The sequence below is a fragment of the Rhodococcus sp. 2G genome (assembly GCF_001886355.1).
Lineage (GTDB): Bacteria > Actinomycetota > Actinomycetes > Mycobacteriales > Mycobacteriaceae > Rhodococcus > Rhodococcus pyridinivorans.
Genome location: NZ_CP018063.1, coordinates 3,723,904 through 3,746,796, shown reverse-complemented (window position 1 = coordinate 3,746,796; position 22,893 = coordinate 3,723,904). Strand labels below are relative to the sequence as shown.

Sequence of the window (22,893 nt, the reverse complement as noted above, 5' to 3'; positions counted from 1 at the left end):
ATGTACAACCGAATGATTGTATGTCAAGAGTTCGAAGCGATCACGAGTCGGTCGCCGTAGGCTGCCCGCTTCTCCTCGTCGAAGCCGCCGTCGGTGACCATGCACGAGACCTCGTCGAGGCTCGCGACCCGGGCGAGCGCGCGCTCTCCGAACTTCGAACGATCCGCCACGACGATCGTCTTCTCGGCCGACCGGATCATCGCCCGCTTGATCGGGATCTCCAGCGTGTTGGTGTTGGTGATGCCGGCAGTGGGGTGCACGGCGTCGGCACCGAGGAACGCCCAGTCGGCCGAGTAGTCCGAGAGGAACTGCACGGCATGGTCGCCGACCAGGGTGTAGACCGAGCCGAGGAGCTCGCCTCCGGACACGAGAAGCCGGACATCGGGAAATGCCGCAACGTATTTCGCGATACGCAGGTCATTGGTGAGGACCGTCAGTGACGCCTTGTGTCGCAGTGCGACCGCTACCTCGTAGGTTGTGGATCCACTGTCGAGCACCACGCTGTCGCCGTCGGACACCATGGCGGCCGCTACCGCCGCGATCGCCACCTTCTCCTCACGGCGTACGTCCTTCTTGAGGGCGTACGGCACCTCGAGGCCCGCGCCCTCGACCGCTCGGGCGCCCCCGTGCGTGCGCTCGACCTTCCCTTCACGGGCGAGCGAATCGAGGTCGCGACGGATCGTGGACGCGTCGACGCCGAGATCGGCCGAGAGGGTCTTCGCATCGACATATCCGTCGGCGAGGATTCGGTGGAAGATCTCACGTCGCCGTGCGGTCGCTGACACGATTGCTCCTAGGGCTCTGGGCACTCGAATTTCTGGGTACTCGGACGCCGTGGTCGGGGGTCGGTGCACGACCATAACGCACGGGCGACACACCTTTGCGTGGATATTGACACTGTCTGCGCTCAGTGTGCATGATTTCGTGCAGGATTTGCGCGATAGTGCGTGATCGTTTCGCTGGCACCACGTTGTTCGGAGGTTGCACGGTAATGCTGAAGTTGGGATACAAGGCGTCGGCGGAGCAGTTCGGGCCGCGCGAGTTGGTGGAGTTGGGTGTGTTGGCCGAGGCGCACGGGATGGATTCGGCGACGGTGTCGGATCATTTCCAGCCGTGGCGGCACAACGGTGGGCATGCGCCGTTCTCGTTGGCGTGGATGACCGCTGTGGGGGAGCGCACCGAAAGGTTGCAGCTGGGCACGAGTGTGCTCACGCCGACGTTCCGGTACAACCCGGCGGTGATCGCGCAGGCCTTCGCGACGATGGGGTGTCTGTATCCGGGACGGATCTTCCTCGGGGTCGGCACCGGTGAAGCACTCAACGAGATCGCCACCGGCTACGCCGGCCAGTGGCCGGAGTTCAAGGAACGTTTCGCCCGGCTGCGTGAATCGGTGCGGTTGATGCGCGAGCTGTGGCGCGGAGACCGGGTCGATTTCGAGGGCGAGTACTACACCACCAAGGGCGCGTCGATCTACGACGTGCCCGAAGGCGGCATCCCGGTCTACGTCGCCGCCGGCGGTCCGGTGGTTGCACGCTATGCCGGACGCGCGGGGGACGGGTTCATCTGCACCTCGGGTAAGGGCATGGAGCTCTACACCGACAAGCTGTTGCCGGCCGTCGCCGAGGGGGCGGAGAAGGCGGAGCGGGATGTCGCGCAGATCGACAAGATGATCGAGATCAAGATCTCGTACGACACCGATCCGGACAAGGCGCTGGAGAACACCCGGTTCTGGGCACCGTTGTCGCTCACGCCGGAGCAGAAGCATTCGATCGATGATCCGATGGAGATGGAGGCGGCGGCGGATGCGTTGCCGATCGAGCAGGTCGCCAAGCGGTGGATCGTGGCGTCGGATCCGGACGAGGCGGTCGAGCAGGTCAGAGCGTATGTCGATGCGGGGTTGAATCATCTGGTGTTCCACGCGCCGGGTCATGATCAGAAGCGGTTCCTGGAACTGTTCGAGCGCGACCTCGCCCCGCGCCTGCGCGCACTGGCGTGACGAAAGGCGTTGGCAGAAACATGGATACGGAAACACAGGATGTGACGACCACGGAGGCCTGGCGAGCCCTCGATGCCCATCGCGACGAGATCGCCGCGGTGTCCCTGCGGGAGCTGTTCGCGATCGAACCGCAGCGCGCGCAGGCGTTGACCTCGCACGCCGGGGATCTGGTGGTCGACTTCAGCAAACAACGTCTCACCGGTCGCACTCTCGAACTGCTCCTCCAGCTGGCGGAGCAGACGGGTGTGGCCGCGGCTCGGGAGGCGATGCTCTCGGGTGCGCACATCAACGTCACCGAGGATCGGGCGGTGCTGCACACCGCCCTGCGCCTGCCCCGCGATGCGCAGTTGATCGTCGACGGGGTCGATGTCGTCGCCGATGTCCACGCCGTGCTCGACCGGATGGGCAAGTTCACCGACCGCCTCCGCAGCGGCGACTGGCGCGGCGCCACCGGGCAGCAGATCACCACGGTGGTCAACATCGGCATCGGCGGCTCCGATCTCGGCCCGGCGATGGTCACCCGCGCACTGCGGCGCTTCCACGACGGGCCGGCGACGCGGTTCGTCTCCAACGTCGACCCCGCCGATCTGACCGCGGCACTGGCCGACCTGGACCCGGCGACGACCGTGTTCATCGTCGCGTCGAAGACGTTTTCCACCCTCGAAACCCTCTCCAACGCCACCGCCGCCCGCCGCTGGCTCGTCGACGCCCTCGGGGAAGACGCCGTGGCCAAGCATTTCGTCGCGGTGTCGACGCACACCGAGCGGGTGGTCGAGTTCGGTATCGACCCGGCGAACATGTTCGAGTTCTGGGACTGGGTCGGCGGCCGTTATTCGGTGGGCTCGGCGATCGGGCTGGCGGTGATGTGCGCCATCGGACGCGAGCGGTTCGCCGAGTTCCTCGCCGGCATGCACACCATCGACACCCACTTCGCCATCACCGCCCCGGCCCGGAATGCGCCGTTGCTGGCGGGGGTGATCGGGGTGTGGAATGCGAGCATCCTCGGTTATCGGTCGCGCGCGGTGGTGCCCTATGCGCAGGATCTGGCGCGGCTGCCGGCCTATCTGCAGCAGCTGACCATGGAATCGAACGGCAAATCCGTGCGCGCCGACGGCACACCGGTGGTGTGTCCGACCGGGGAGGTGTTCTGGGGTGAGCCCGGTACCAACGGTCAGCACGCCTTCTTCCAGCTGCTGCACCAGGGCACCGAGATCGTCCCCGTCGACTTCCTCGGCCTGGCCCGTAGCGGCGACGACCTACCCGCCCGCGACGGGCAGACCAGCATGCAGGTGTTGTTGCTGGCGAACATGTTCGCCCAGGCCAAAGTGTTGGCCTTCGGGCGTGATGCCGACGAGGTGCGCGCCGACGGCGTCGACGAGGCGTTGGTGGCGCACAAGGTGATGCCCGGGGATCGGCCGTCGACGACGATCCTCGCCCCGGAACTGACCCCGTCGGTGGTCGGGCAGATCATCGCCTTCTACGAACATCAGACCTTCGTCCAAGGCGTCGTGTGGGGGATCGACTCGTTCGACCAGTGGGGCGTCGAACTCGGCAAGACCCAGGCCACCGCCCTGCAGTCGGTGCTCGCCGGCGACGAGATCCCCGACACCGGCGACGCGTCCACCGACCACCTGATCGAGGTCTACCGCACCCTGCGCAACGGAGGGAGGTAGGACATGCCCGCGCTGAAGTTGCTCTATCTGCCGCCTCCCGTTACCGAGGAATGGGATTGGCAGATGGACGCGGCTTGTCGCGACGCAGACGGATCGTTGTTCTTCCACCCGGACAACGAGCGGGGCGACGCGAGGGAGAACCGGATGGCTTCGGCCAAGAAGGTCTGCGCTCGTTGTCCGGTGCGGGAGAAGTGCCTGCAGTACGCCCTCGATTCCGGTGAACGCTACGGGATCTGGGGTGGGCTCACAGAGGATGAACGCACCCGGGTGAGGAAGGCCCGCCGGCGCCGCACGAGCCGGTGACGTCCGCTCGCCCTCACCCGCCGGAGACGACTTTTCCGATGACCCGCGCGGCCTCCCGGAAGGCCGCCGGATTCGGTCCTGCGTAGTTGAGCCGGAGGTACTGACCGGTGGGCTCCGCCGGGAACCACTCGTCACCTGCCGCGACGAGCACCCCGGCGGCCTCGCACTCGTGCGCGACGGCCTCGGCGTCGACGTCGTCCGGGAGCCTGCCCCACAGATTGAGCCCACCGGACGGTAGCCCGTCGACAGCCACATCCGGTGCGAGCTCACGAAGTTCGCTCACGAGAAGGTTGCGGCGCGATTCGAGCTCGCGCCGCACCGCCCGCAGATGGGTCTGCCATGCCGGCTGGGTGACGACGTCGAGCGCGACCGTCTGGAGAACGCCGCTCACATAGACGGATTCGGCCTGTACGTCGGCGAGGATGCGTTCGCGAGCCGGTCCACGCGCGACGATCGCCGCGACCCGCACCGACGGCGCGACACTCTTGGTCAGGGAGCGGACATAGACGACGTGGCCCGAATCGTCGCGGGCGAACAGCGGAACGGACGGGGCCGAGATCCCGAAGTCGTGGGCCCAGTCGTCCTCGATGACGAACGCTCCCGCATCGCGCACGACGTCGAGGACCCGCTCGCCGGTCGACGACGACCATTGCGCCCCGGTGGGATTCGCGAAGTTCGGTTGTGCGTAGAAGGCGCGGGCCCGGGTCCGATCGAAGGCGCGGGCCAATTCGTCGGGATCGGGCCCATTGGGTCCGCTGGAAACCGGTACGAGCTGCACGCCGGCCTTCGTGGCCGCGAGGATTGCACCCCAATAGGTCGGTGACTCCACGATGAGGGGATTACCGGCGCCGACGAGTGCGCGGAAGATCGACCCGAGCCCGCTCTGACTGCCGGGGGTGATGATCACGTCGCCCGCGGACGGCGGGGCCGTGCGCGCGTTCGTCGCTTCCGACAGCTCCGCGGCGAACCACTCCTGCAGTTCGGGAAGTCCTGCAGCAGGTGTCCGTCCTACGGCGGCGTCGCTGCGGGCTGCGCGTGAATATGCTCCGCGGACAAGGCGTTCGGGAAGCAGCGTGCGGTCGGGATAGCCGGAGTGGAGTGAGACCACATCGTTGGACACGGTGCGCAGGGCGGCGGAGGCGCGAGGCAACGAGGGAGCCGTTCCGAGCGCTTCCGTCTGCCAGCTGTGATCGATCGTGTTCGACGTGCGGATCCGGCGGACGAAGGTTCCCACACCGGTGCGACTCTCCACGAGACCCCGGATCTGGAGTGTCTTCAATGCTTTCTGCACCGTGACGGGGCTGACGCCGTACTGCGCGACGAGCGATCTCGTCGACGGCAACCGGGCGCCGGGTGCTGCGGTGGCGATCCACCGGGTCAGTTCCGCCACGAGCTGGGAACTGCTACTGTTCGACATGAGATTGAAGAGTAGCGCTATCGTGTCGGCCGGGCCAGTGCTATCGCCCGATCCTCGCGGGCTCGCCTGGGGTCTGCTCGGCGTCGCAGGCTTCTCCCTGACCGTGCCGCTCACCCGCATCGCCGTCGAGAACGGTGCGATGTCACCGCTGTTCGTCGCCGCCGGCCGCGCGGTCGTCGCGGCGGTTCTCGCCGCTCTGGCGCTCGCGCTCACGGGGCAACGACTCCCGAACACGCATCAGTGGCGCAGGATCGCCGTCGTCACAGGTGGGGTGGTGATCGGATTCCCCATGCTCACCTCGTACGCCCTGACCATGGCACCGGCGAACCACAGCGCGATCGTCATCGCGATCCTTCCGGCTGCGACCGCGGTGGTCGCGGTGTTGCGGGCCCACGAACGGCCGCCCACCCCGTTCTGGGTCGCGGCGGGTGCGGGGACGGTCGCCGTCATGGCCTTCGCGGGCCTGCGTGGCGGAGGTGCCGCGGGATTCGGTCGAGCCGATCTGCTGTTGCTCGGCGCGGTGGTCGCCGCCGCCGTCGGTTACGCAGAAGGCGGGCTGCTGGCGCGGGAGATCGGTGCGTGGCAGACGATCTCGTGGGCACTGGTGCTGGGGTCACCGTTGATGGTGACACTCACCCTGGTCTCGCTCGCCGACGGACCGCCGCAGGGTGGGGTGACGCACTGGGCGTCGTTCGCGTACCTCGGCATCGTCAGCATGTTCCTCGGGTTCTTCGCGTGGTACCGAGGTCTGGCCATCGGGCCGATGGCTCGGGTCGGGCAGGTGCAACTGACCCAGCCGATCATGACGGTCGGCTGGGCCGCCTGGCTGCTGGGAGAACCATTGACATGGGCAGTGTTTGCGGGCGGTGCCGTCGTCGTGCTGTGCGCCGGCACCGCCGTCCGCGTCCGTCGGAATTGAACGTCGGTCCTTGTCGAGGAAGAAGTCCCCAGCGCGGGTTGTCGCCGACGACGGGTTCCGTGTTTTCGCTCGGAGCCACGATCTCCTCCGTAGCCTGGACGTACCACGGGCGCGGTGGGGTGACGATGAAACAGGCAGTCCTTGTGATGGTGTTGCTGCTGGTCGCGGCCTGTTCGAACGCGGGAGAGCAGGAACAGCGGACGAACGTCCCGGCGGTCGAAGCGGACTGCGATGCCGCCGACCACCGCTTCGTCTCGTCCGTCGGCGCCGATGGCCGCCATTTCGAGGATCAATACGGTGATCCCGTCCTCGTCCGCGGCGACTCGCCGTGGTCGGGGATGGCCGACTGGTCGCCCGAGCAGGCCGAGTTGTATTTCACCGACCGCGAGATCAACGGGTTCAATGCCTCGATCATGTCGGCGATCGTCGTGCCGGTGAACGGCGGCCCGAGCTACGAAGGCGCCACCTTCGACGGCATCGAACCGTTCGTCGACGGCGACATCACGCAGTGGAACGAGGTGTACTGGTCGCGTGTCGACGACTACCTCCGGATCGCGTGCCGCCACGGGAACACGGTATTCCTGTATCCGATGGACGGGTGGAACCTCACCCACGTCTTCGCGTCGACCACGCCGGAACAGGCCTTCGAGTACGGACGGCGGTTCGCGCAGCGGTACGCGGAATTCCCGAACATCGTCTGGATGACCGGCGGGGACTACTCACCGGAGGCGGAGGATCTCGCGGCCGGTGCCGAGTCGGATCTCGTGCTGCACGCGATGCTCGACGGGATCCGTGATGCCGGCTCCGACGCACCGTTCACGATCCAACTGGGGTGGGACAAGCTGCTGTCCACGGATCACCCGTTCTGGGAACCGGTCGTGGACTGGAACTTCGTCTACACCTACGCGCCCACCTATCAGGCCGTCCTGCAGGCCTACGAGCGTGCCGACGGAACCCGCGACCCGCGACCCGCACTGTTCTCGGAGGGCAACTACGAAGGTGAGAACAACCAGGAGGACACGGCACCGACCACCGACGAGACACTCCGACGTCAGGCGTTGTGGGCACTGACCTCCGGTTCGCCCGGCGAGTTCCGGGGTTCCGACGACTGGGAGTTCCCGGACGGGTGGGAAACCCGTCTGGATACTCCCGCTGTCGCACAGCTGCGAGCGATACGTGAACTGTGGCAGTCGTGGCCGTGGTGGGAGCTCGTGCCGGATATCGACGAACCGCTCGTCGTCGCAGGTCGCGGCACCCCGTGGACGAGTGACGAGATGATCGACGTTCTCGACGACGAGTACGTCACCGCTGCCCGGACACCCGACGGTTCACTCGCCGTCGTCTACCTTCCGACGCAGCGCACGATCCGGCTCGATCCTGCGTTGGTACCGGAGGAGGCGACCCTCGAGTGGGTCGACCCCGCCGACGCGACCGGGCCTCGGCAGCCGGCGACTTCCGACGAGAACGGCGACATCCCTATACCGGGGCCGAACACGGATGGAGACGGGGATTGGCTTCTCGTGATCACCGAGCGAGAGGGATGAACTTTGCTGTTCGAGAATGCTGCTCTCGTCAGCGGGCGGCGAATCCCTGCGAGCAGAAACTCCATACCTCGTCGGCCGAGATGAGAAGGGTCGTGGTGTCGTCGCCACCGCTCGACTGGGCAATGGACATCACGGTCTGCATTGTCATGGCGGCCATTCGCTTCGCGTTCGTTCCCTCGCGAAGGCTGCCCTCGGCATCGACCTTCTCCATCAGCTCCGTGAACAGCGTGAGCATCGGTGCGTGTGCGACCTTCACCTCGGCAGGATGGGTGAGCACCAGCTGCGGCGCGAGGTCGGTGAACAGGGGTCGCGGGGCCGCCGGATCGGGTCGGGACGACTCGAACAGCAGTTCCACTGCGACGCGCAGCTGATCGAGAGGATCCTTCTCGTCGGCGGCAGCGGCACGGATCTGATCGGCAGAGCGGCTCAGAGCATCCTCGAAGAGTGCCAGCAACAGCTCGTGCTTACCGTCGAATTGTAGGTAGAAGCTGCGAAGCGACTGCTTCGACCGGTCGACAACTTCCTGAACCGTGAAGTCGGTGCTGCCCTTTTCCGCGATGATCGCCTGTGCGGCATCGAGAAAGCGCTGAACGCGCTGCTCGGCGCGCAGCTTCGCGGTCCGGATGGAACGCTCCACCGCGCGCTGCTTCCAGGCCGGCTCTTCGCTGACGCCCGTCACTGCCCGGATCGCCCTGTGTCGCGTGGAGTGGACATGGGGACACTGTACCGGAGGGTAGGGAGGCAACGCGGGCCGTCCTTCCGCTTTCCGTCCCGACTCGAGACTGTTGCTATCAGAAAAAGAAACCTTGTTCTCATCCCGATACGGCTGATTCGGGGCCGGAAAGAGGCAAGTCGGAATGCGCACCCGGGACGGAATCCGCTGCCGTTCTCGCCATCCGCTGCGGCAATTCGCTGGTTGTCAGGATGGCCGTGAGACATCCTGACAACCAACGCGGGGATCGGAGCGCACCCGGCCGGACGCCGGACCCGTCGAAGAACGGCGCGCTCTGATCTCAGTCGAGCCGGATCGCCCTTTCGGGGCAACCCCCTGCGGCCTCCCGCACGGAGTCCTGGTGTTCGGCCGGGACCTCGGACAGCAGGGTGACGGCGTATCCGCCGTCGCTCAGGTCGAAGACCTCCGGGCAGGCCGCGAGGCAGACGCCGTGTCCGCGGCAGGCGTCGTCGTCGACGACGACCTTCACTTCGACTCACCTTCCGCCGGCGTGTACTCGAGGTGCAGGGCGAGCAGGCCGCGCAGGATGAAGGTCGGCAGGTAACCGAACTTCCGGTCGTCCTCGGGGCCGTGCACTTTCTCGGAGATCCGGATCTCGCTGGTGCGCTCGAGCAGGCGCGCGATGCCCACGCGTCCTTCGGTTCGGGCGAGCGGGGCGCCAGGACACGAGTGCACGCCGCGACCGAACGCGATGTGGGTGCGTGCGTTGCGGCGATCGATGTCGAACTCGCTCGGGTCGGAGAACTGGCGCGGGTCGCGGTTGGCGGCGCCGTTGACCAGCATCATGATCGTGCCGGCCGAGACGTCGACCCCGCCGACGGTGGTGGGAGTCTTCGCGAGCCGGAAGTCGCCCTTGATCGGGCTCTCGAAACGCAGCGTCTCCTCGATGAAGTTCGGGATGCGATCGGGCTCGCTGCGCAGGGTCTTCTGGAGTTCGGGCTGCTCGGCGATGATCCGCAACGCGGAACTCAGCAGACGCACGGTGGTCTCCTGGCCGGCGGAGAACACGTTCGCGGCGATACGCAGGACGTCGTCGACGGGCGGCAGGGTGCCGTCGGGGAAGGTTGCGGTGGCGAGGCCCGTCAGCACGTCGTCGGTGGGGTTCGCGCGGCGGTCCTCGATGTACTGGCCGAACTTCTTGTACAGGAACTCGAGCGGGTTGAGCTTCAGCGTCTCACCCTCGGTGCTGCCGAGCGAGAAGCCTTTCTCCACTTGGATCTTCAGGCCCTCGATGAATTCTTGATGGTCACTCTCCGGCACGCCCAGCAGGTCGGCGATGACGAGCATCGCGAACGGAGCGGCGAAGCCGGTGATGTAGTCGCCCTCGCCTCGGGCGAGCAGATCGTCGAGGAGGCGGTCGGCGATGCGCTCGATGAAGGCCTCGTTCTCCTCGAGGCGCTTGGGCGTGATGAGCCGCATCAGCAGGCCGCGATGGTCGGTGTGCTGCGGGGGATCCATGGTGGGGAGCTGGTCGTTCATCGGCAGCGAGGGGCGGTGCTCCTCGATGAAGTCGGTGATGTCGTCGCTCTCGGGGCAGGCCGGAAGGCCGGAGAACGGACCGGTCACCGAGATGCACGACGAGAAGGTCTGCTCGTCGCTCAGGACCTGGATCGCCTCTTCGTAGCCGGTGACCATCATGACGTTGTGGTGGGGTTCGCGCGTGACCGGGCATCCCTCGCGCAGGGCGTCGTAGTAGGGGTACGGGTCCTCGACGAGTTCCGGATCGGTGAAGAAGTTCTTCGTCTCGATGTCGGTCATGGTTCCTCCCGGGGCAGGCGGTGGCTGTGATGGAGTTCGGCTTCGCCACGCGGCGTCGCGCGCTCGAGTCCGTATCTCGACCGCACATCCAACCACGGGTTCGAAAGTTGGGCGCGAGAGGATCTTTCGTGCATTTCGGACTTGTGATGGATAACGTGACGAGGATCGATGTGCTGTGTTCGATCTTGAAATGTGTGTAACCGCAGAAGCGACAACATGCCCGTACTCGAGCCTCGGAAAGTTCGGGTACGGGCACGGGATGTGTTCATCGTCGGAATGTCCGATGGGTGACTTCACGCCGACGATGGGTCGGTGGAGTCGACGGGAGGAAGAGCGACTCGACGACCTTCGCGTATCGGCGGTATCCGGTCAGCGGCGCAGATCGGCACCGCGAAGGGCCGGCGTGCTCACCGAGGTATCGGATGGACGGAGCGACCGGACATGGTTGACCGCGAGCGCGGCGAACACGATCACGCTGCCGCACGCCCCGAGGGCGAACGCGAGCGTGATGCCTCCGTCGGTCGGATGCAGGTCGGCGCCCATGTGTGCGGCGAGGACGGCGCCGGACAGGGCACTGCCGAAGGCGTCGCCGACGGTGCGGAGGACCTGGTTGAAACTGACGGCGCTGCCGAGCTCGGTGTCGGCCACGCTGCGTGCGATGAGCGCGGGCATCGCGGCGTAGGCCGTGCCCATGCCGACGCCGAACAGGAACATCCCGACGAGGATCTCCCACAGCCGGTCGTGTTCGAACCACAGCAGGAAGGCCGAGACGGTGCCACCGTCCACATCGACGACCGGGTCGTCGATTCACGAGCCGTCTCCGAACCTCGAACCTCGAACCGGGGCAACATCAGTGATGGGACAAGGCCGCGGGGCGTGCTTCGGTATCGATACCCGGGATACCGCGTCCCCGCAGCGATGCGCCCGCGGTCTCCGCCACGAAGTAGAGGGCGACGAGACCGACCGCGCACGCGCCCATCGTGTAGAAGGCCGGCATGAGATCGTTGCCGGTCCGCTCGACGAGCCATTCGTTGATCGCGGGAGCCGTACCTCCGAAGATCGAGGTGGCCACGTTGTACGAGATCGCGAACCCGGCGAACCGGACCTGCGTGGGGAACATCGCGGGGAAGGTCGCCGAGATGGTCGACAACTGCATCACGTACAGCAGGCCGAGCACGGTGAAGCCGAGGATCGCCCAGCCGAAGCCCACCGACATCAACATGTACATCGGCACGGCGAGAACGAACAGACCACCCAGCGACGCCGCCCAGAGGGGCTTGCGCCCGATGCGGTCCGACAAGGAGCCGGAGAACGGGATGACCGCCATCATCGCGAGCTGACCGATCAACACCAGGATCAGTGCCGAAGTGGTCGTCAGACAGATCCGGTCCTCGAGATAGGTCGGCATGTAGCTCAGCAACGTGTAGTTGCAGACGTTCAGCGCGATGACCAGACCCATCATCGTGATGATCGGTCGCCAGTAGCGGGTGATCAGGTCCTTGAACTCGGCGCCGACGCTGGCCTCCTCCTGGTGCGCCTCCTCCAGTTCCTTGAAGACCGGCGTCTCGTCGAGTTTCGAACGAAGGTAGAGGCCCACCAGTGCGAGCGGGCCGGCGACGAAGAACGGCAGTCGCCAGCCCCAGGTCGCCATGAAGGCATCGGTGGACATCAGATCGATCATCAGGACGAGGAACGCACCGACGGAGAAACCACCCAGCGTGCCGAACTCGAGGAAACTACCGTAGAAGCCACGTTTGTGGTCGGGGGAGTACTCGGCCATGAAAGTCGCTGCGCCACCGTACTCACCGCCGGTGGAGAACCCCTGGATCATGCGCAACAGCACGAGCAGCAGAGGTGCCCAGAACCCGATCGACTCGTACGACGGGACCGCGCCGAGCAGAACCGTCGAACCACCCATCAACAGGATGGTGAGCGCCAGGATCTGGCGCCGACCCAACCGGTCGCCGAGTGGACCCCACACGAAACCGCCCAGCGGCCGCATGACGAAGGAGACCGCAAAGACACCCAGCGTGAGCAGTGTCGCGGATTCGAGATCGCCGGGGAAGAACGAATCGGCGATGTAGGTGGCCGTGTAGGCATAGACGCCGTAGTCGAACCACTCGGTGAAATTACCCATGGCCGACGCACCGATAGCGCGCCGTACCGTCTCCGGCTGCTCTTCGTGAACGTCCGGTGTCGGGTCGACGGAACCGTTCTCCACGATTGCCCCCTCCGATCGAGCTCGGTGCCTCGGCGAATACCCGAGTCGAGGGAGGGCGAAACCGGTTCCCGTGAAGTTCCTCGAAGCCGTGGTCAGGCGGACAATCTGCTGAGCGGGCGTACCGACGAGGCATAACCGTGCCCGCTCACGCCGGCCCGCTGCGGAGTCGACGGTTGCGGCGGTGGCCTCCGGACCGTCGAGATAGCCCTGCATCACGTTGTATCCGCGGATTAGCACCTCGCTGTCGTCGGCGATGCTCACTTCCACACCGTCGCAGGGTTTTCCGACGGTCGTGGCGATCTGTTCGATGCGCACTGGGAGGCGGCCGACAAGGCGCTCTCGCGGCAAGCAGGCGCGCGGAAAATAGGGCACAGGGGAAATCGGGACGGGTAGTTGTCACTGCAGCGCCGACCGTTTGCGCGCCTTGAAGACAGTTGCATGCCGTCCGAAGGCGTGCTTCTGTCCGCGGACCGTGCAAGCCTGCTCGTTCCGGGGTTGCGGTGATCTCCCTCTGCGGGTCCGGACGGACGTTTGGATGTGCTCCCGACGGGAAGCCTTCACAAGTCCTGCCCCTCCGACGCCGGGAGCACCTGTGCCTGCAACGACCGCGACCGTTTCGCCCACCGACGCCGCTCGGCTCCTCGGGCAGGTGGCCGTGCCATTCGTGGCGGTGGGACCGATCGCTCGTCGGCGTTGGGCGATGAAGCTGCTCGAGAAGAACCAATCCGATGCCGGCGTGGTCCGCCTGGTCGCCGATCTACGGAAGCGGCACGGTGACGGACCGGTGGTCGTGCCGATCCCCGGCCGCACCCTCGCGACCGTCCTGACGCCCGAGGATGTGGACCGGATCCTGCGCACCGACACGGCATCGTTCACTGCGGCCAACAAGGAGAAGGTGGCCGCACTCAGCCCGTTCCAGCCCAACGGTGTGCTCATCTCCCGAGGGAACATCCGCGCCCAGCGACGCGCGTTCAACGAGTCGGTCCTCGAACCGGAACACGCCCTGCACCGTCTCGCGGCCGAATGGGTTCCCGTGATCGAGCAGGAGGCGCAGGATCTGCTCGAGCATGCGAGGTCGCGCGGTGAACTCGACGCTCCTGATTTCGTGAAGACCTGGTGGCGCCTCGTTCGGCGACTCGCGTTCGGCGACGCCGCCCGCGACGACGAGAGCATCACCGACCAGTTGTGGACGCTGCGCTCGAACGGGAACTGGTCGTTCGCGCATCCGCTCCGGCACCGCCTGCGCGATCGGTTCACCCAGAACCTGCACCGTCATGTCACGGCGGCTCCGTCCCAGAGTCTGGCCGGGGTGGTCCGGGACCTCGCAGCGCCGGCGTCCGTCGACCCGATCGGGCAGATGCCGCACTGGTTGTTCGCGTTCGACGCCGCAGGCATGGTCAGCGCCCGAACCCTGGCGGTGTTGTCGACCCATTCCGAGCAGCGTCTGCGCGTCGAGTCGGAATTGTCGGGAACCGAAGCCGGGACACCGCAGGTCTACGAGTACCTGCGGGCCTGCGTGCTGGACACGACCCGGCTGTGGCCGACCACTCCGGTGATCCTCCGGGACTCCGTGGAAGAGACCACGTGGAGCGACGGTGCGGGTGGTACCTCCACGATTCCCGCCGGTACGGGCTTCGTGATCCTGTCCTCGGCCTTCCACCGCTCCGACGACCTGCCGTTCGCCGACACCTTCGAACCCGAGATCTGGCTCGACGGCCGCGCCGAGCGCTATCCCGCGCTCGTGCCGTTCAGCGCCGGACCGACGGTGTGCCCCGGGCGCAGCATCGTGCTGTTCGCGGCGAGTACCTTCCTTGCGACTCTGCTCCGGTCCGCCGAGTTCACCGTGGTGTCGGATATGAAGCCGGATCCGGCGCGTCCGCTGCCCGCGACGTTCGATAATTTCGGTCTGCGTTTCGCGGTGCGGTAGGACCCTCTCGGCTGGGGCCGCAATACCGCCTCGATACCCCCTCGGAGATCGTTTCCCCGTTATCCGAAGGCGTGACGTCACTCACGGTTCATCCCGGTTTTGCGACCAACCCGTGAGGTCGATGGTGGCGATGTGAATCGAGTAGGGCAAATCGGGCACTTTTTGTCCGATACCGGTCGGTTTGGAGTCAAGGCGACACGCTGAGGTCGTCAAAGGTCGAAGTACTCTGTGATGGAATCGTGACCCTTTCGTTACCGAGGGCCTGTCCCAGAGGAAACTGCTGTGATCCGAAATCCTGAATCCACCCACACCCGAGAAGCCACCGATCTGCGACGGCGCGCAACCCGCGCCGGCAGGTGGATGGCAGTCGCGGTCCTCGCGAGCGCCGTCACCGTCGGCGGAACGACGGTCGCGAACGCCGCAGGCGACCGGGTCCGCGTCGAGTCCGCCACCGCATGGACGGGCGCCGGGGAGAACCTCTCGACCGCACCGCAGGTGCTGAAGGTCGCCGGTGTCGACGCATCCCACTACACCGAGAAGCTGAACCGCGCCGCCGAGAGGGAAGCACAGCGTGTCGTCGAGGCGATCGCTGCCCAGGAGGCAGCACAGCGTGCCGAGGCCGAGCGGATCGCCCGCGAGGCCGCCGAGCAGGCCGCTCGTGAGGAGGCCGCGCGTCGCCCCGCGCTCGCCTTCCCCGCTGCAGGAACGCTGACCTCGGGCTACGGTCCGCGCTGGGGGACCAACCACAACGGTATCGACGTCGCCAACTCGATCGGCACGCCCATCCTCTCCGTCACCGACGGCGTCGTGATCGAATCCGGTCCGGCCTCGGGCTTCGGCCTGTGGGTGCGCATCGCGCAGGACGACGGCACGACCGGTGTCTACGGCCACATCGATCAGTCCCTCGTCTCGGTCGGCCAGCACGTCCGCGCCGGTGAGCAGATCGCCACAATGGGCAACCGCGGCCAGTCCACCGGCCCGCACCTGCACTACGAGGTGTGGCAGCCGGGCGGCGCCAAGGTCGACCCCATCCCGTGGTTCCACGCGCGCGGCGTTCCGGTGCCGAGCTCGCACCTCGGCTGATCCGGTAGGCGACAGCCCGAGAACGGCCCCCGAAACGAACGCCCCCGAAACGACCACTGCCCCGACGCTGTCCGCGTCGGGGCAGAGTCGTGCGTGGAGTTACCAAATGCGCACGCGCTCCGAAGGATCGAGATACAGCCTGTCGCCCTCGGTGACGCCGAACGCCTCGTAGAAAGCGTCGATGTTGCGGATCACGCCGTTGCAGCGGAACTCCGGCGGCGAGTGCGGGTCGACGGCGAGGCGTCGTGACGCCTCTTCGTCGCGAACCTTCGTACGCCACACCTGCGCCCATCCGAAGAACACGCGCTGCAGGCCGGTCAGGCCGTCGATGACCGGCGCGGGCTTGCCGTCGAGCGCGATCTCGTAGGCCTTCAACGCGATCGACAGGCCACCGAGATCACCGATGTTCTCGCCGATCGTGAAGCTGCCGTTGACACGCTGTCCGGGAAGGGCCTTCGGCTCGAACTCGTCGTACTGCGCGATGAGGGCCGCGGTGCGCTTACCGAACTCCTCGCGGTCCGAATCGGTCCACCAGTTCTCCAGATTGCCGTCGCCGTCGTACTTCGCGCCCTGATCGTCGAATCCGTGGCCGATCTCGTGCCCGATGACCGCGCCGATACCGCCGTAGTTCGCGGCGTCGTCGGCATGCAGGTCGAAGAACGGGGGCTGGAGAATCGCGGCGGGGAAGACGATCTCGTTCATCCCCGGGTTGTAGTAGGCGTTGACCGTCTGCGGGGTCATGAACCACTCGCCGCGATCGACCGGACCACCGAGCTTGCCGAGATCGCGGTCGTATTCCGCGGCGTACCCGCTGCGGTAGTTGCCCACCACGTCGTCCGGGGTGATCGTCACAGCGGAGTAGTCGCGCCAGGTGTCGGGATAGCCGACCTTGGGGGTGAACTTCTCGAGCTTGCGCAGCGCGGCCTCGCGCGTGGCCGGGCTCATCCATTCGAGGTCGGTGATGGACTGCCGGTACGCCTCGGTGAGATTGTCGACGAGCACCTGCATGCGCGTCTTCGCCTCGGCGGGGAAGTGCCGTTCGACGTAGAGCTTGCCGACGGCCTCGCCGAGCAGGTCCTGCACGAGCGACACACCGCGCTTCCAGCGGTCGCGGATCTCCTGCGTACCGGTGAGCGTGCGGCCGTAGAACGCGAAGTTCTCGTCGACGAACGCCTCGGACAGGTACGGAGCCCGCGCGCGCAGCACCCGCCACACCGCCCAGGCCTTCCAGTCGTCGAGGTCCTCGTCGGCCCACAACGTCGCGAACGTCTCGAGGAAGCTCGGCTGACGAACGACGATCTCGGCCCACTGTTCGGTGGTCGCGCCGGTCGCGGTGATCCATCCCGTCCAGTCGAACTGCGGAAGATCGGTGCGCAGCGAGTCGAGGGTGAGCAGGTTGTAAGTCAGGTCGGCGTCGCGACGCTTGACGACGTCCCAGTGCCCGGCGGCCAGCCTCGTCTCGAGCGCGACCACCTTCGCCGCGTCGTAGGGCAGGTCGGCGAGGGCGAACATCCGGCCGATGTGGGCGGTGTACCGGTCACGGATCTCGGCGTAGCGGTCCTCGCGGTAGTACGACTCGTCGGGCAGCCCGAGCCCGCCCTGCGAAACGTGCATCAGGTACCGCTCGGAGTTCTTCGAATCGGTGTCGACGTAGTGCGCGAGCGCACCCGTCACGCCGGCGCGCTGCAACCCGCCCAGTACTGCCGCGAGCGCGGCGCGGTCGGCAGCGCCGGAGACCGCCCGGAGTTCCCCGCGGATCGGATCGAGACCGGCTGCCTCGATCGTCGCGGTGTCCATGAACGAGGTGTACAGGTCGCCGATCTTCTGGGCGTCGGTGCCCGGCTCGGCGCCGGACGCCGCGGCCTCTTCGATGATGGTCCGCACGTCGACCTCGGCCTTGTCGGCGAGCGTGCGGAAGGCTCCGTCGAGCGCGCGGTCGGCGGGGATCTCGTGTTCGGCGAGCCATCGGCCGTTCACGTGTTCGAAGAGGTCGTCCTGGGGGCGGACCCGTTCGTCGACGTGTCCGAGATCGATGCCGGAGCGAATCTCCGAGTTCTGCGCGAGGGTCATGCTCCCCATCCTTACACCGGAAGGGCAGGTCGTGCAGTCACCCTGCGGACCGGACCGCCGCGGAAGTGGGAGAACACCCTCGGGAGCGTTTACATACTCCTACCATCGCCCTCATGACCGAAGGTTCCACGACGGAGCCGCCCGTGGCGACCCCGCCCACACAGATGCTGGTCGATCCGCGCTTCATGCCTGTCGCGGATCTGTTCTTCCGGATGTTCTACAAGCCGAGCCAGGGCGGCGGCGCTCTCGCCTGCTATCTCCACGGCGAACCCGTCCTCGACATCTGGGCGGGCTGGGCCGCACGCGACAAGCGGTGGACCCGCGACACCGTGGTGCTGTCGTTCTCCACCGGCAAGGGGGTGGCCAGCACGGTGGTGCACCGCCTCGCCGAGCGTGGCCTGCTCGACTACGACGCAGCCGTGGCCGAGTACTGGCCGGAGTTCGCCGCGGCCGGCAAGGAGACGATCACCCTGCGACAGCTCATGTCGCATCGCGCCGGACTGCACAGGTCCCGCGGTCTCGTGCCCGGCAGGGAAGGACTGCTCGATTCCGAGGCGGTGGCCGCCGCGCTCGCCGCCTCCCCACCCGATCCACGACGTTTCCACGGGCCGGGTTATCACGCCGTCACCTACGGCAACCTCGTCGCCGAGATCGCATCGCGCGTGACCGGGGTGTCCTTCCAGGAACTCGTGCGCACCGAGATCGCCGAGCCGCTCGGCACGGACGAGTTCTGGTACCACGTGCCCGAGGACCAACGGCACCGCATCGCCCGGGTGTTCCCCAAGGTCAACTTCCTGCCGGCACCGTGGACGACGGCGTCGGCGGTGCTGTCGCACGCGCCGGGCGTGCGGGGTCTCGCCGAGGCAGGCATGGCGGAGGGCTTCGACGAGTTGATGCGCAGTCCGTCCGCGCACGACGCCGTCATGCCGGGATGGAACGGTGTGTTCACCGCTCGGGCCCTGGCCCGCATGTACGCGGCGATCGCGAACGGCGGAGCGATCGACGGTGCCCGCCTGTTGAAGGAGGACACCGTCGGCCAGTTGCTCGAAGTGCAGACCCGGCGACGCGACTACGTCCTCGGCATCCGGCCCAACTGGCGGCTGGGTTACCACCCCGGATGGGTCGCCCTGAGGCAGCAGCCGCTGCGGTCGGTCGGCCACTACGGCTTCGGCGGCTCCGGAGCGTTCGCCGACCCGGAGACCGGACTGTCGGTCGCGTTCGTCACCAACCGCATGGGCAACACCTTCACCACGATCTCCGACGGCCGGTTCCCGAGGCTCGGCGCCGCGGCGGTGACGGCCGCGCGCAGAGCAGCGTGATCAGACGTCGACACCCACGTTGACCGCGGCGAGGACCCGGTCACCCTCACGTGCGGTGACCGTCGTCCCCGTCGGGTCGTGGATCGAGTCGGTGTCGTTGCGAGTGTCGCGGCCGCTGTGCTCGGTGTACGGCTCGACCGTCCTCGTTCATGATCTCTCCTCCGTGCGTCCTCGTTCCGACCATCGTGCGTCCGGACGCTCGAGGCACAGTGCGAGAGAGCTGGGAGATTCCTGCGAATCCGTTACGCGCGGTGCAGCAGCTGGACGTTGGCGTGTGCGCGCACGTAGACGGTGCCGTCGGCGGCGCACAGCGTCGTCTCGAAGGACGCGAGTCGCCGTCCGGCCCGCACCGCTTCGGATCGCAGTTCGATGACCGGCCCGGGGACGGCGGGCGAGCGGAGGTAGTCGAGGCCGATCTCCAGCACGCGATAGTTCTGATCGATGCCTGTCAGCGTCTGTGCGGCCAGGCCGGTGACGGCCTCCGCCATCGACACGAGCACACCGCCCTGCACCGAACCGATCACGTTGGCCATCCACTCGCGCGGCGACAGCCGGGCCTGCACGACGCCGCGCTCGGCGGCTGTCACCTCGAGTCCGAGCAGCCCGGCGAGCGGTCCGCGCGGAAGAGTCCCGGTGGAGATGCCCGTGACGATGTCGAGGCCGGGCAGTTCGGCCAGGATCGCCACATCGGACCACGGTTCCGGCTCGTCCCGCTCCGGCACGGCCTCCGACGCCTCGGCGCCGAGTTCCATCGGCGTGCGCCCGACGACGATGGAGCGGCCGACCAGGTGCGCGACGAGAGCACCCTGCTCGTCGCGCACGTCGGTGCCCGACACGGCGGTGGACTCGTCGAAGAACAGGCTGCTGCCGTGACCGACGAGGGCCCCCGAGGCTGGGAAGGGGTGGGCGAGCGTCGCCGTCACGTGCGACAGCACGCTCTGCGGTCGCTCACCGGTCTCCGCGAATCGCGCGATACCGGCGGGTGCGCCCGCGGCGACGTCGGTGAAGACGCCGATGGAGGCGAGCGTGGTCTGCCCGCGGTGGTCGAACAGGTGCGATCCGACGGACTGGGTGACCGAGACCGACGCGTCGTCGGCGACCTCGATGCCGACGCCCATGAAACGACCCGGACGATCGACGGTGAACTGTGCGGTCTCGATTGCCATTCCTTGCTTCTACCAGGAACAGCGCAATAAAGAGCAATCGGGGAGTGGTTCGTCCCGGTCCGCGATCACCGGTCGACCCCGCTCTGCGGTCACCCCTCGGCTCAGCTCCGTGACTGTCGGTCGCTTCAGCCCCGTGACTGTCGGTCGCTTCAGCCCCGTGACTGTCGGTCGCTTCAGCTCCGTGACTGTCGGTCGCTTCAGCTCCGTGGCGTCTCCGGACCGCGACGACCCTCGAGTTCCCGGATCCGCTTCGACGCCTCCTCGAGCCGCTTCTTCCGTTCGGCGGCCTCCGACTTCTTGAGCTCTTCGTAGACCTTCTCGTCGTCGTCGCTGTACTTCAGGATCAACCGCGGAACGCTGAGCGTGACGATCAGCGACGGCCACACGATCCACGCGTAGCTCCAGTCGAGAGCGATCTGCAGGACGAGGAAGGTCACGAGCGTGACGCCGATGATGATCCAGTCCAGCGTCTCGACCATGCTGCCCCGTTCGCGGAGCGAGGCCAGTTCGTCCTCCGGGGACTGGGATGCCGTCGCAGAGGAGCTGTCGTGGCTGACCGCCGGCGCGGAGGAGTCGTGGGTCATCCGGATGTGACCGTCGACCTGTTCGAGGGGAACACCGCCGGGTAGCCCCCGGAAGGAGGGGAGCAACGCCGAAAACGTTCGCGCCGAAGATATCTCTCCGGATCGTTCGTAGAACTCGGCGCTGTCGAGCCGGCCCGCGGCGTAGTGTTCGCCGAGTGCGTTCAACGCGTGCATGCGTTCGGCGTCGCTGAGCAGCAGGTCGTCGTGATCGGAAGTGCCGGTCATTGTTTTCCCGCGCTTTCGGAGTCGGTTGTCGAATCCTGGTGCATCCCCGATCCTAGAGCTGATGGTCGGGCATGTCCCGGGCGAGGATGGCCGCCTGGATCCGCGATTGCAGCCCGAGTTTGTGCAGCACCCGGGCGACGTGTGTCTTCGCCGTGTTCTCACCGATGCCGAGGCGGGTGGCGATCTGGCGGTTGGACAATCCCTCGCCCAGGCACGCGAAGACCTCCTGTTCGCGTGCGGTGAGGGCGTCGATATCCGGACCGTCCGGAACATCCTCCCGCCGAGTCGATTTCGAGACGAACGCGTCGATGACGGTTCGCGTGACCTGCGGTGAGAGCACGGACTCCCCGGAGTGCACCGCCCGGATCGCGTCGAGCATGGCATCCGCGGAGGCGGTCTTGAGGAGGTATCCGGCCGCTCCGGCCCGAAGACTCTCGAAGACGTACTCGTCGATCTCGAAACTCGTCAGCACCAGCACCCGGGCACTCGTCTCCTCGGTGATGGTGCGGGTCGCGGCGATCCCGTCGACGTGCGGCATGCGGATGTCCATGAGGACGACATCCGGGGCGAGGGCGCGCGTCTGCGACACCGCGACGGCACCGTCGGCGGCTTCGCCCACCACCTCGATGTCCTCGCTCGTGTGGAGCAGGAGCCGCAGGCCCGCGCGGATGGCGCTGTGGTCGTCGGCGAGCAACACCCTGATCGTCACGTCGTACTCCTGTTCGCGATCGGCAGTTGCACGTATGTCCTCCATTCGTTCCCGTCGCGACCGGAGCGGGCGTGCCCGCCCACCGCGGCGGCGCGTTCGGCGATGTTGCGCAGGCCGTGCCCGGCGCCGCGGGCCGGTGACGGGTCCGGGGTGTCCGGGTCGCCGATCGGGTTCACCACCTCGATCCCGAGGTGGCCGTCGGCGTCGTCGAAACGAAGGGTCACCGGCCGTCCGGGTGCATGCTTGACCGCGTTCGTCAGGGTCTCCTGGACGATGCGGTAGGCCGTGAGATCGACCTCCGCGTCGAGGTCTGCGGGTGGACGACCGTCGATCCGGACGGAGGTGCCGGCGGCGCGTGCGGAGGCGGTGAGCGGTTCGAGGTCGGCGAGGCGACCCGCGGTGGTGATCTCGTCGGTGTCGTCGCTGCGCAACAGACGCACCATCGACTGCATCTCCTGCAGGGCGGCCACGCTGCCGGAGCGCACGGACTCGAGCACGGTCAGCGCTCGGTCGGGATCGGAATCGCGGAGGCGGAGCGCGGCCTCGCTCTGGATCGCGATCGACGACAGGTGCCCAGCCACGACATCGTGCAGGTCGCGGGCCAGACGCTGTCGCTCGGTGGTGATGGCGGCGCGACGGTCCAGTTCCGCGACCCGCGAGAGAGCCTCGGCGCGTGCCCGTTCGATCTCGGCGGCGTCCCGATGTGTGCGGACGGATCGGGCCCACCAGATCGGGACGACGATCACGAGCGCGGCGATCGACACGGCCCATACGGCGATGCGCAGTTCTCCGAAGTACACACCGAGCGCGACGGCGCCGACGACGATCGGGACCAACGGGGCGCGTTCGAGGAAGCGACTGGTCCGCGCCGAGCCGAAGAGCGCTGCGGCATACAGCAGGTCGCCGTATGCGATCCAGACCGGCAGCGAAGGGCCGACGACGAGGTCGACCAGTACCGGAACCGTGCCCAGCAGGAGTGCGAGAAGCGGTCGTGTGCGACGCATCGTCATCGGTGCACACACGCACGCGAGCAGAACCAGCCACACCCACAGCGGCTGCGGCGGCCGGTCCTCGACGAGCACACCGAGATCCAGCGCGTACAACAGCGCGCCACCCGCGAAGTACGCGAGGGCGACGAGCAGGGAGTTGTAGCGCGGGTTCACGAATCCCACTCGAATCTCGGATTCACGGTTGTCCACGGCAACGATTCGACCACAACCGGGGGAGGAGCAGGGTCGGCGTCACC

General features: G+C 67.0%; 19 protein-coding genes and 1 pseudogene. 8 read left to right on the top strand and 12 right to left on the bottom strand.

Translation table 11 applies throughout. The features are described 5' to 3' along the window. Positions 1-23: 23 nt before the first annotated feature. Entirely contained in the window at positions 24-785 is a 762-nt protein-coding gene (locus tag BO226_RS17475) for a DeoR/GlpR family DNA-binding transcription regulator (RefSeq protein WP_071935814.1), read from the bottom strand. A 206-nt stretch (positions 786-991) separates the two neighbouring features. Here BO226_RS17475 and fgd point away from each other — a divergent pair, with 206 nt between their 5' ends. From fgd to BO226_RS17460, 3 genes are read left to right on the top strand one after another with little or no spacing between them, the layout of a single operon-like run. After that, positions 992-1,996, top strand: coding sequence for a glucose-6-phosphate dehydrogenase (coenzyme-F420) (fgd, locus tag BO226_RS17470; protein ID WP_071935813.1), 1,005 nt, complete (start codon positions 992-994; stop codon positions 1,994-1,996). A 20-nt stretch (positions 1,997-2,016) separates the two neighbouring features. Then, positions 2,017-3,669 (top strand): glucose-6-phosphate isomerase, encoded by a 1,653-nt coding sequence (pgi, locus tag BO226_RS17465; protein ID WP_071935812.1) that lies wholly within the window; start codon positions 2,017-2,019, stop codon positions 3,667-3,669. A gap of 3 nt (positions 3,670-3,672) precedes the next feature. Further along, complete coding sequence (locus BO226_RS17460) at positions 3,673-3,972, top strand: WhiB family transcriptional regulator (RefSeq protein WP_006553755.1); 300 nt, start codon at positions 3,673-3,675, stop codon at positions 3,970-3,972. A 13-nt stretch (positions 3,973-3,985) separates the two neighbouring features. Here BO226_RS17460 and BO226_RS17455 read toward each other — a convergent pair whose 3' ends face one another. After that, positions 3,986-5,389 carry an aminotransferase-like domain-containing protein gene (locus BO226_RS17455; RefSeq protein WP_064257490.1) on the bottom strand — a complete coding sequence of 468 codons (1,404 nt, stop codon included), beginning with the start codon at positions 5,387-5,389 and terminating at the stop codon, positions 3,986-3,988. 37 nt (positions 5,390-5,426) lie between these two features. On the opposite strand from BO226_RS17455, the gene BO226_RS17450 reads away from it, so the two are divergent. Together BO226_RS17450 and BO226_RS17445 are read left to right on the top strand one after the other, a co-directional pair. Continuing rightward, positions 5,427-6,308: a DMT family transporter gene (locus BO226_RS17450; RefSeq protein ID WP_071935811.1), complete on the top strand. Its 882-nt coding sequence runs from the start codon at positions 5,427-5,429 to the stop codon at positions 6,306-6,308. Positions 6,309-6,433: 125 nt separating this feature from the next. Further along, entirely contained in the window at positions 6,434-7,852 is a 1,419-nt protein-coding gene (locus BO226_RS17445) for an apiosidase-like domain-containing protein (protein WP_033096414.1), read from the top strand. A gap of 28 nt (positions 7,853-7,880) precedes the next feature. On the opposite strand, the gene BO226_RS17440 is transcribed toward BO226_RS17445, so the two are convergent. The 5 genes and pseudogenes from BO226_RS17440 to BO226_RS17420 form a co-directional block, all read right to left on the bottom strand. Next, positions 7,881-8,531 (bottom strand): TetR/AcrR family transcriptional regulator, encoded by a 651-nt coding sequence (locus BO226_RS17440; RefSeq protein WP_175428025.1) that lies wholly within the window; start codon positions 8,529-8,531, stop codon positions 7,881-7,883. A gap of 334 nt (positions 8,532-8,865) precedes the next feature. Beyond that, positions 8,866-9,054 (bottom strand): ferredoxin, encoded by a 189-nt coding sequence (locus BO226_RS17435; protein ID WP_071935809.1) that lies wholly within the window; start codon positions 9,052-9,054, stop codon positions 8,866-8,868. Next, positions 9,051-10,343 carry a cytochrome P450 gene (locus BO226_RS17430; RefSeq protein WP_071935808.1) on the bottom strand — a complete coding sequence of 431 codons (1,293 nt, stop codon included), beginning with the start codon at positions 10,341-10,343 and terminating at the stop codon, positions 9,051-9,053. The genes BO226_RS17435 and BO226_RS17430 overlap by 4 nt, the downstream gene beginning before the upstream one ends. Before the next feature lie 369 nt (positions 10,344-10,712). Beyond that, positions 10,713-11,117, bottom strand: a pseudogene (locus BO226_RS17425) (MFS transporter); the annotation flags it as partial. A 76-nt stretch (positions 11,118-11,193) separates the two neighbouring features. Continuing rightward, positions 11,194-12,480: an MFS transporter gene (locus BO226_RS17420; RefSeq protein ID WP_232238144.1), complete on the bottom strand. Its 1,287-nt coding sequence runs from the start codon at positions 12,478-12,480 to the stop codon at positions 11,194-11,196. Between the two features lie 676 nt (positions 12,481-13,156). Here BO226_RS17420 and BO226_RS17410 point away from each other — a divergent pair. Both BO226_RS17410 and BO226_RS17405 read left to right on the top strand, forming a co-directional pair. Next, positions 13,157-14,491, top strand: coding sequence for a cytochrome P450 (locus tag BO226_RS17410; RefSeq protein ID WP_071935806.1), 1,335 nt, complete (start codon positions 13,157-13,159; stop codon positions 14,489-14,491). Between the two features lie 360 nt (positions 14,492-14,851). After that, a complete protein-coding gene (locus BO226_RS17405; RefSeq protein WP_006553745.1) occupies positions 14,852-15,574 on the top strand; it encodes a M23 family metallopeptidase in 723 nt (240 codons plus the stop codon). Between the two features lie 99 nt (positions 15,575-15,673). Here the strand turns inward: BO226_RS17405 and BO226_RS17400 are convergent, their stop codons facing one another. Continuing rightward, positions 15,674-17,644, bottom strand: coding sequence for a M13 family metallopeptidase (locus BO226_RS17400; protein WP_071935805.1), 1,971 nt, complete (start codon positions 17,642-17,644; stop codon positions 15,674-15,676). Between the two features lie 113 nt (positions 17,645-17,757). Here BO226_RS17400 and BO226_RS17395 point away from each other — a divergent pair, with 113 nt between their 5' ends. Further along, a complete protein-coding gene (locus BO226_RS17395; RefSeq protein WP_064257483.1) occupies positions 17,758-18,963 on the top strand; it encodes a serine hydrolase domain-containing protein in 1,206 nt (401 codons plus the stop codon). 242 nt (positions 18,964-19,205) lie between these two features. On the opposite strand, the gene BO226_RS17390 is transcribed toward BO226_RS17395, so the two are convergent. The 4 genes from BO226_RS17390 to BO226_RS17375 all read right to left on the bottom strand — a co-directional run bounded on the left by BO226_RS17390 (position 19,206) and on the right by BO226_RS17375 (position 22,846). Continuing rightward, positions 19,206-20,129: a PaaI family thioesterase gene (locus tag BO226_RS17390; protein ID WP_064852267.1), complete on the bottom strand. Its 924-nt coding sequence runs from the start codon at positions 20,127-20,129 to the stop codon at positions 19,206-19,208. A 197-nt stretch (positions 20,130-20,326) separates the two neighbouring features. Then, on the bottom strand, positions 20,327-20,938 hold the full coding sequence (locus tag BO226_RS17385) for a DUF1707 SHOCT-like domain-containing protein (RefSeq protein ID WP_071935804.1): 612 nt from the start codon (positions 20,936-20,938) through the stop codon (positions 20,327-20,329). A 52-nt stretch (positions 20,939-20,990) separates the two neighbouring features. Continuing rightward, positions 20,991-21,647 carry a response regulator gene (locus BO226_RS17380; protein WP_071935803.1) on the bottom strand — a complete coding sequence of 219 codons (657 nt, stop codon included), beginning with the start codon at positions 21,645-21,647 and terminating at the stop codon, positions 20,991-20,993. Continuing rightward, the gene (locus BO226_RS17375) at positions 21,644-22,846 is read right to left on the bottom strand and encodes a sensor histidine kinase (RefSeq protein WP_071935802.1); all 1,203 of its coding nucleotides are present in this window, start codon (positions 22,844-22,846) and stop codon (positions 21,644-21,646) included. The genes BO226_RS17380 and BO226_RS17375 overlap by 4 nt, the downstream gene beginning before the upstream one ends. Positions 22,847-22,893 lie beyond the last annotated feature (47 nt).

Excerpts from the sequence above, each read along its gene's own strand:
- fgd (WP_071935813.1), top strand. The coding sequence starts at position 992 with ATGCTGAAGTTGGGATACAAGGCGTCGGCGGAGCAGTTCGGGCCGCGC.
- pgi (WP_071935812.1), top strand. The coding sequence starts at position 2,017 with ATGGATACGGAAACACAGGATGTGACGACCACGGAGGCCTGGCGAGCC.
- BO226_RS17460 (WP_006553755.1), top strand. The coding sequence starts at position 3,673 with ATGCCCGCGCTGAAGTTGCTCTATCTGCCGCCTCCCGTTACCGAGGAA.
- BO226_RS17455 (WP_064257490.1), bottom strand. The coding sequence starts at position 5,389 with ATGTCGAACAGTAGCAGTTCCCAGCTCGTGGCGGAACTGACCCGGTGG.
- BO226_RS17445 (WP_033096414.1), top strand. The coding sequence starts at position 6,434 with ATGAAACAGGCAGTCCTTGTGATGGTGTTGCTGCTGGTCGCGGCCTGT.
- BO226_RS17430 (WP_071935808.1), bottom strand. The coding sequence starts at position 10,343 with ATGACCGACATCGAGACGAAGAACTTCTTCACCGATCCGGAACTCGTC.
- BO226_RS17420 (WP_232238144.1), bottom strand. The coding sequence starts at position 12,480 with ATGGGTAATTTCACCGAGTGGTTCGACTACGGCGTCTATGCCTACACG.
- BO226_RS17405 (WP_006553745.1), top strand. The coding sequence starts at position 14,852 with ATGGCAGTCGCGGTCCTCGCGAGCGCCGTCACCGTCGGCGGAACGACG.
- BO226_RS17400 (WP_071935805.1), bottom strand. The coding sequence starts at position 17,644 with ATGACCCTCGCGCAGAACTCGGAGATTCGCTCCGGCATCGATCTCGGA.
- BO226_RS17395 (WP_064257483.1), top strand. The coding sequence starts at position 17,758 with ATGACCGAAGGTTCCACGACGGAGCCGCCCGTGGCGACCCCGCCCACA.
- BO226_RS17390 (WP_064852267.1), bottom strand. The coding sequence starts at position 20,129 with ATGGCAATCGAGACCGCACAGTTCACCGTCGATCGTCCGGGTCGTTTC.
- BO226_RS17385 (WP_071935804.1), bottom strand. The coding sequence starts at position 20,938 with ATGACCGGCACTTCCGATCACGACGACCTGCTGCTCAGCGACGCCGAA.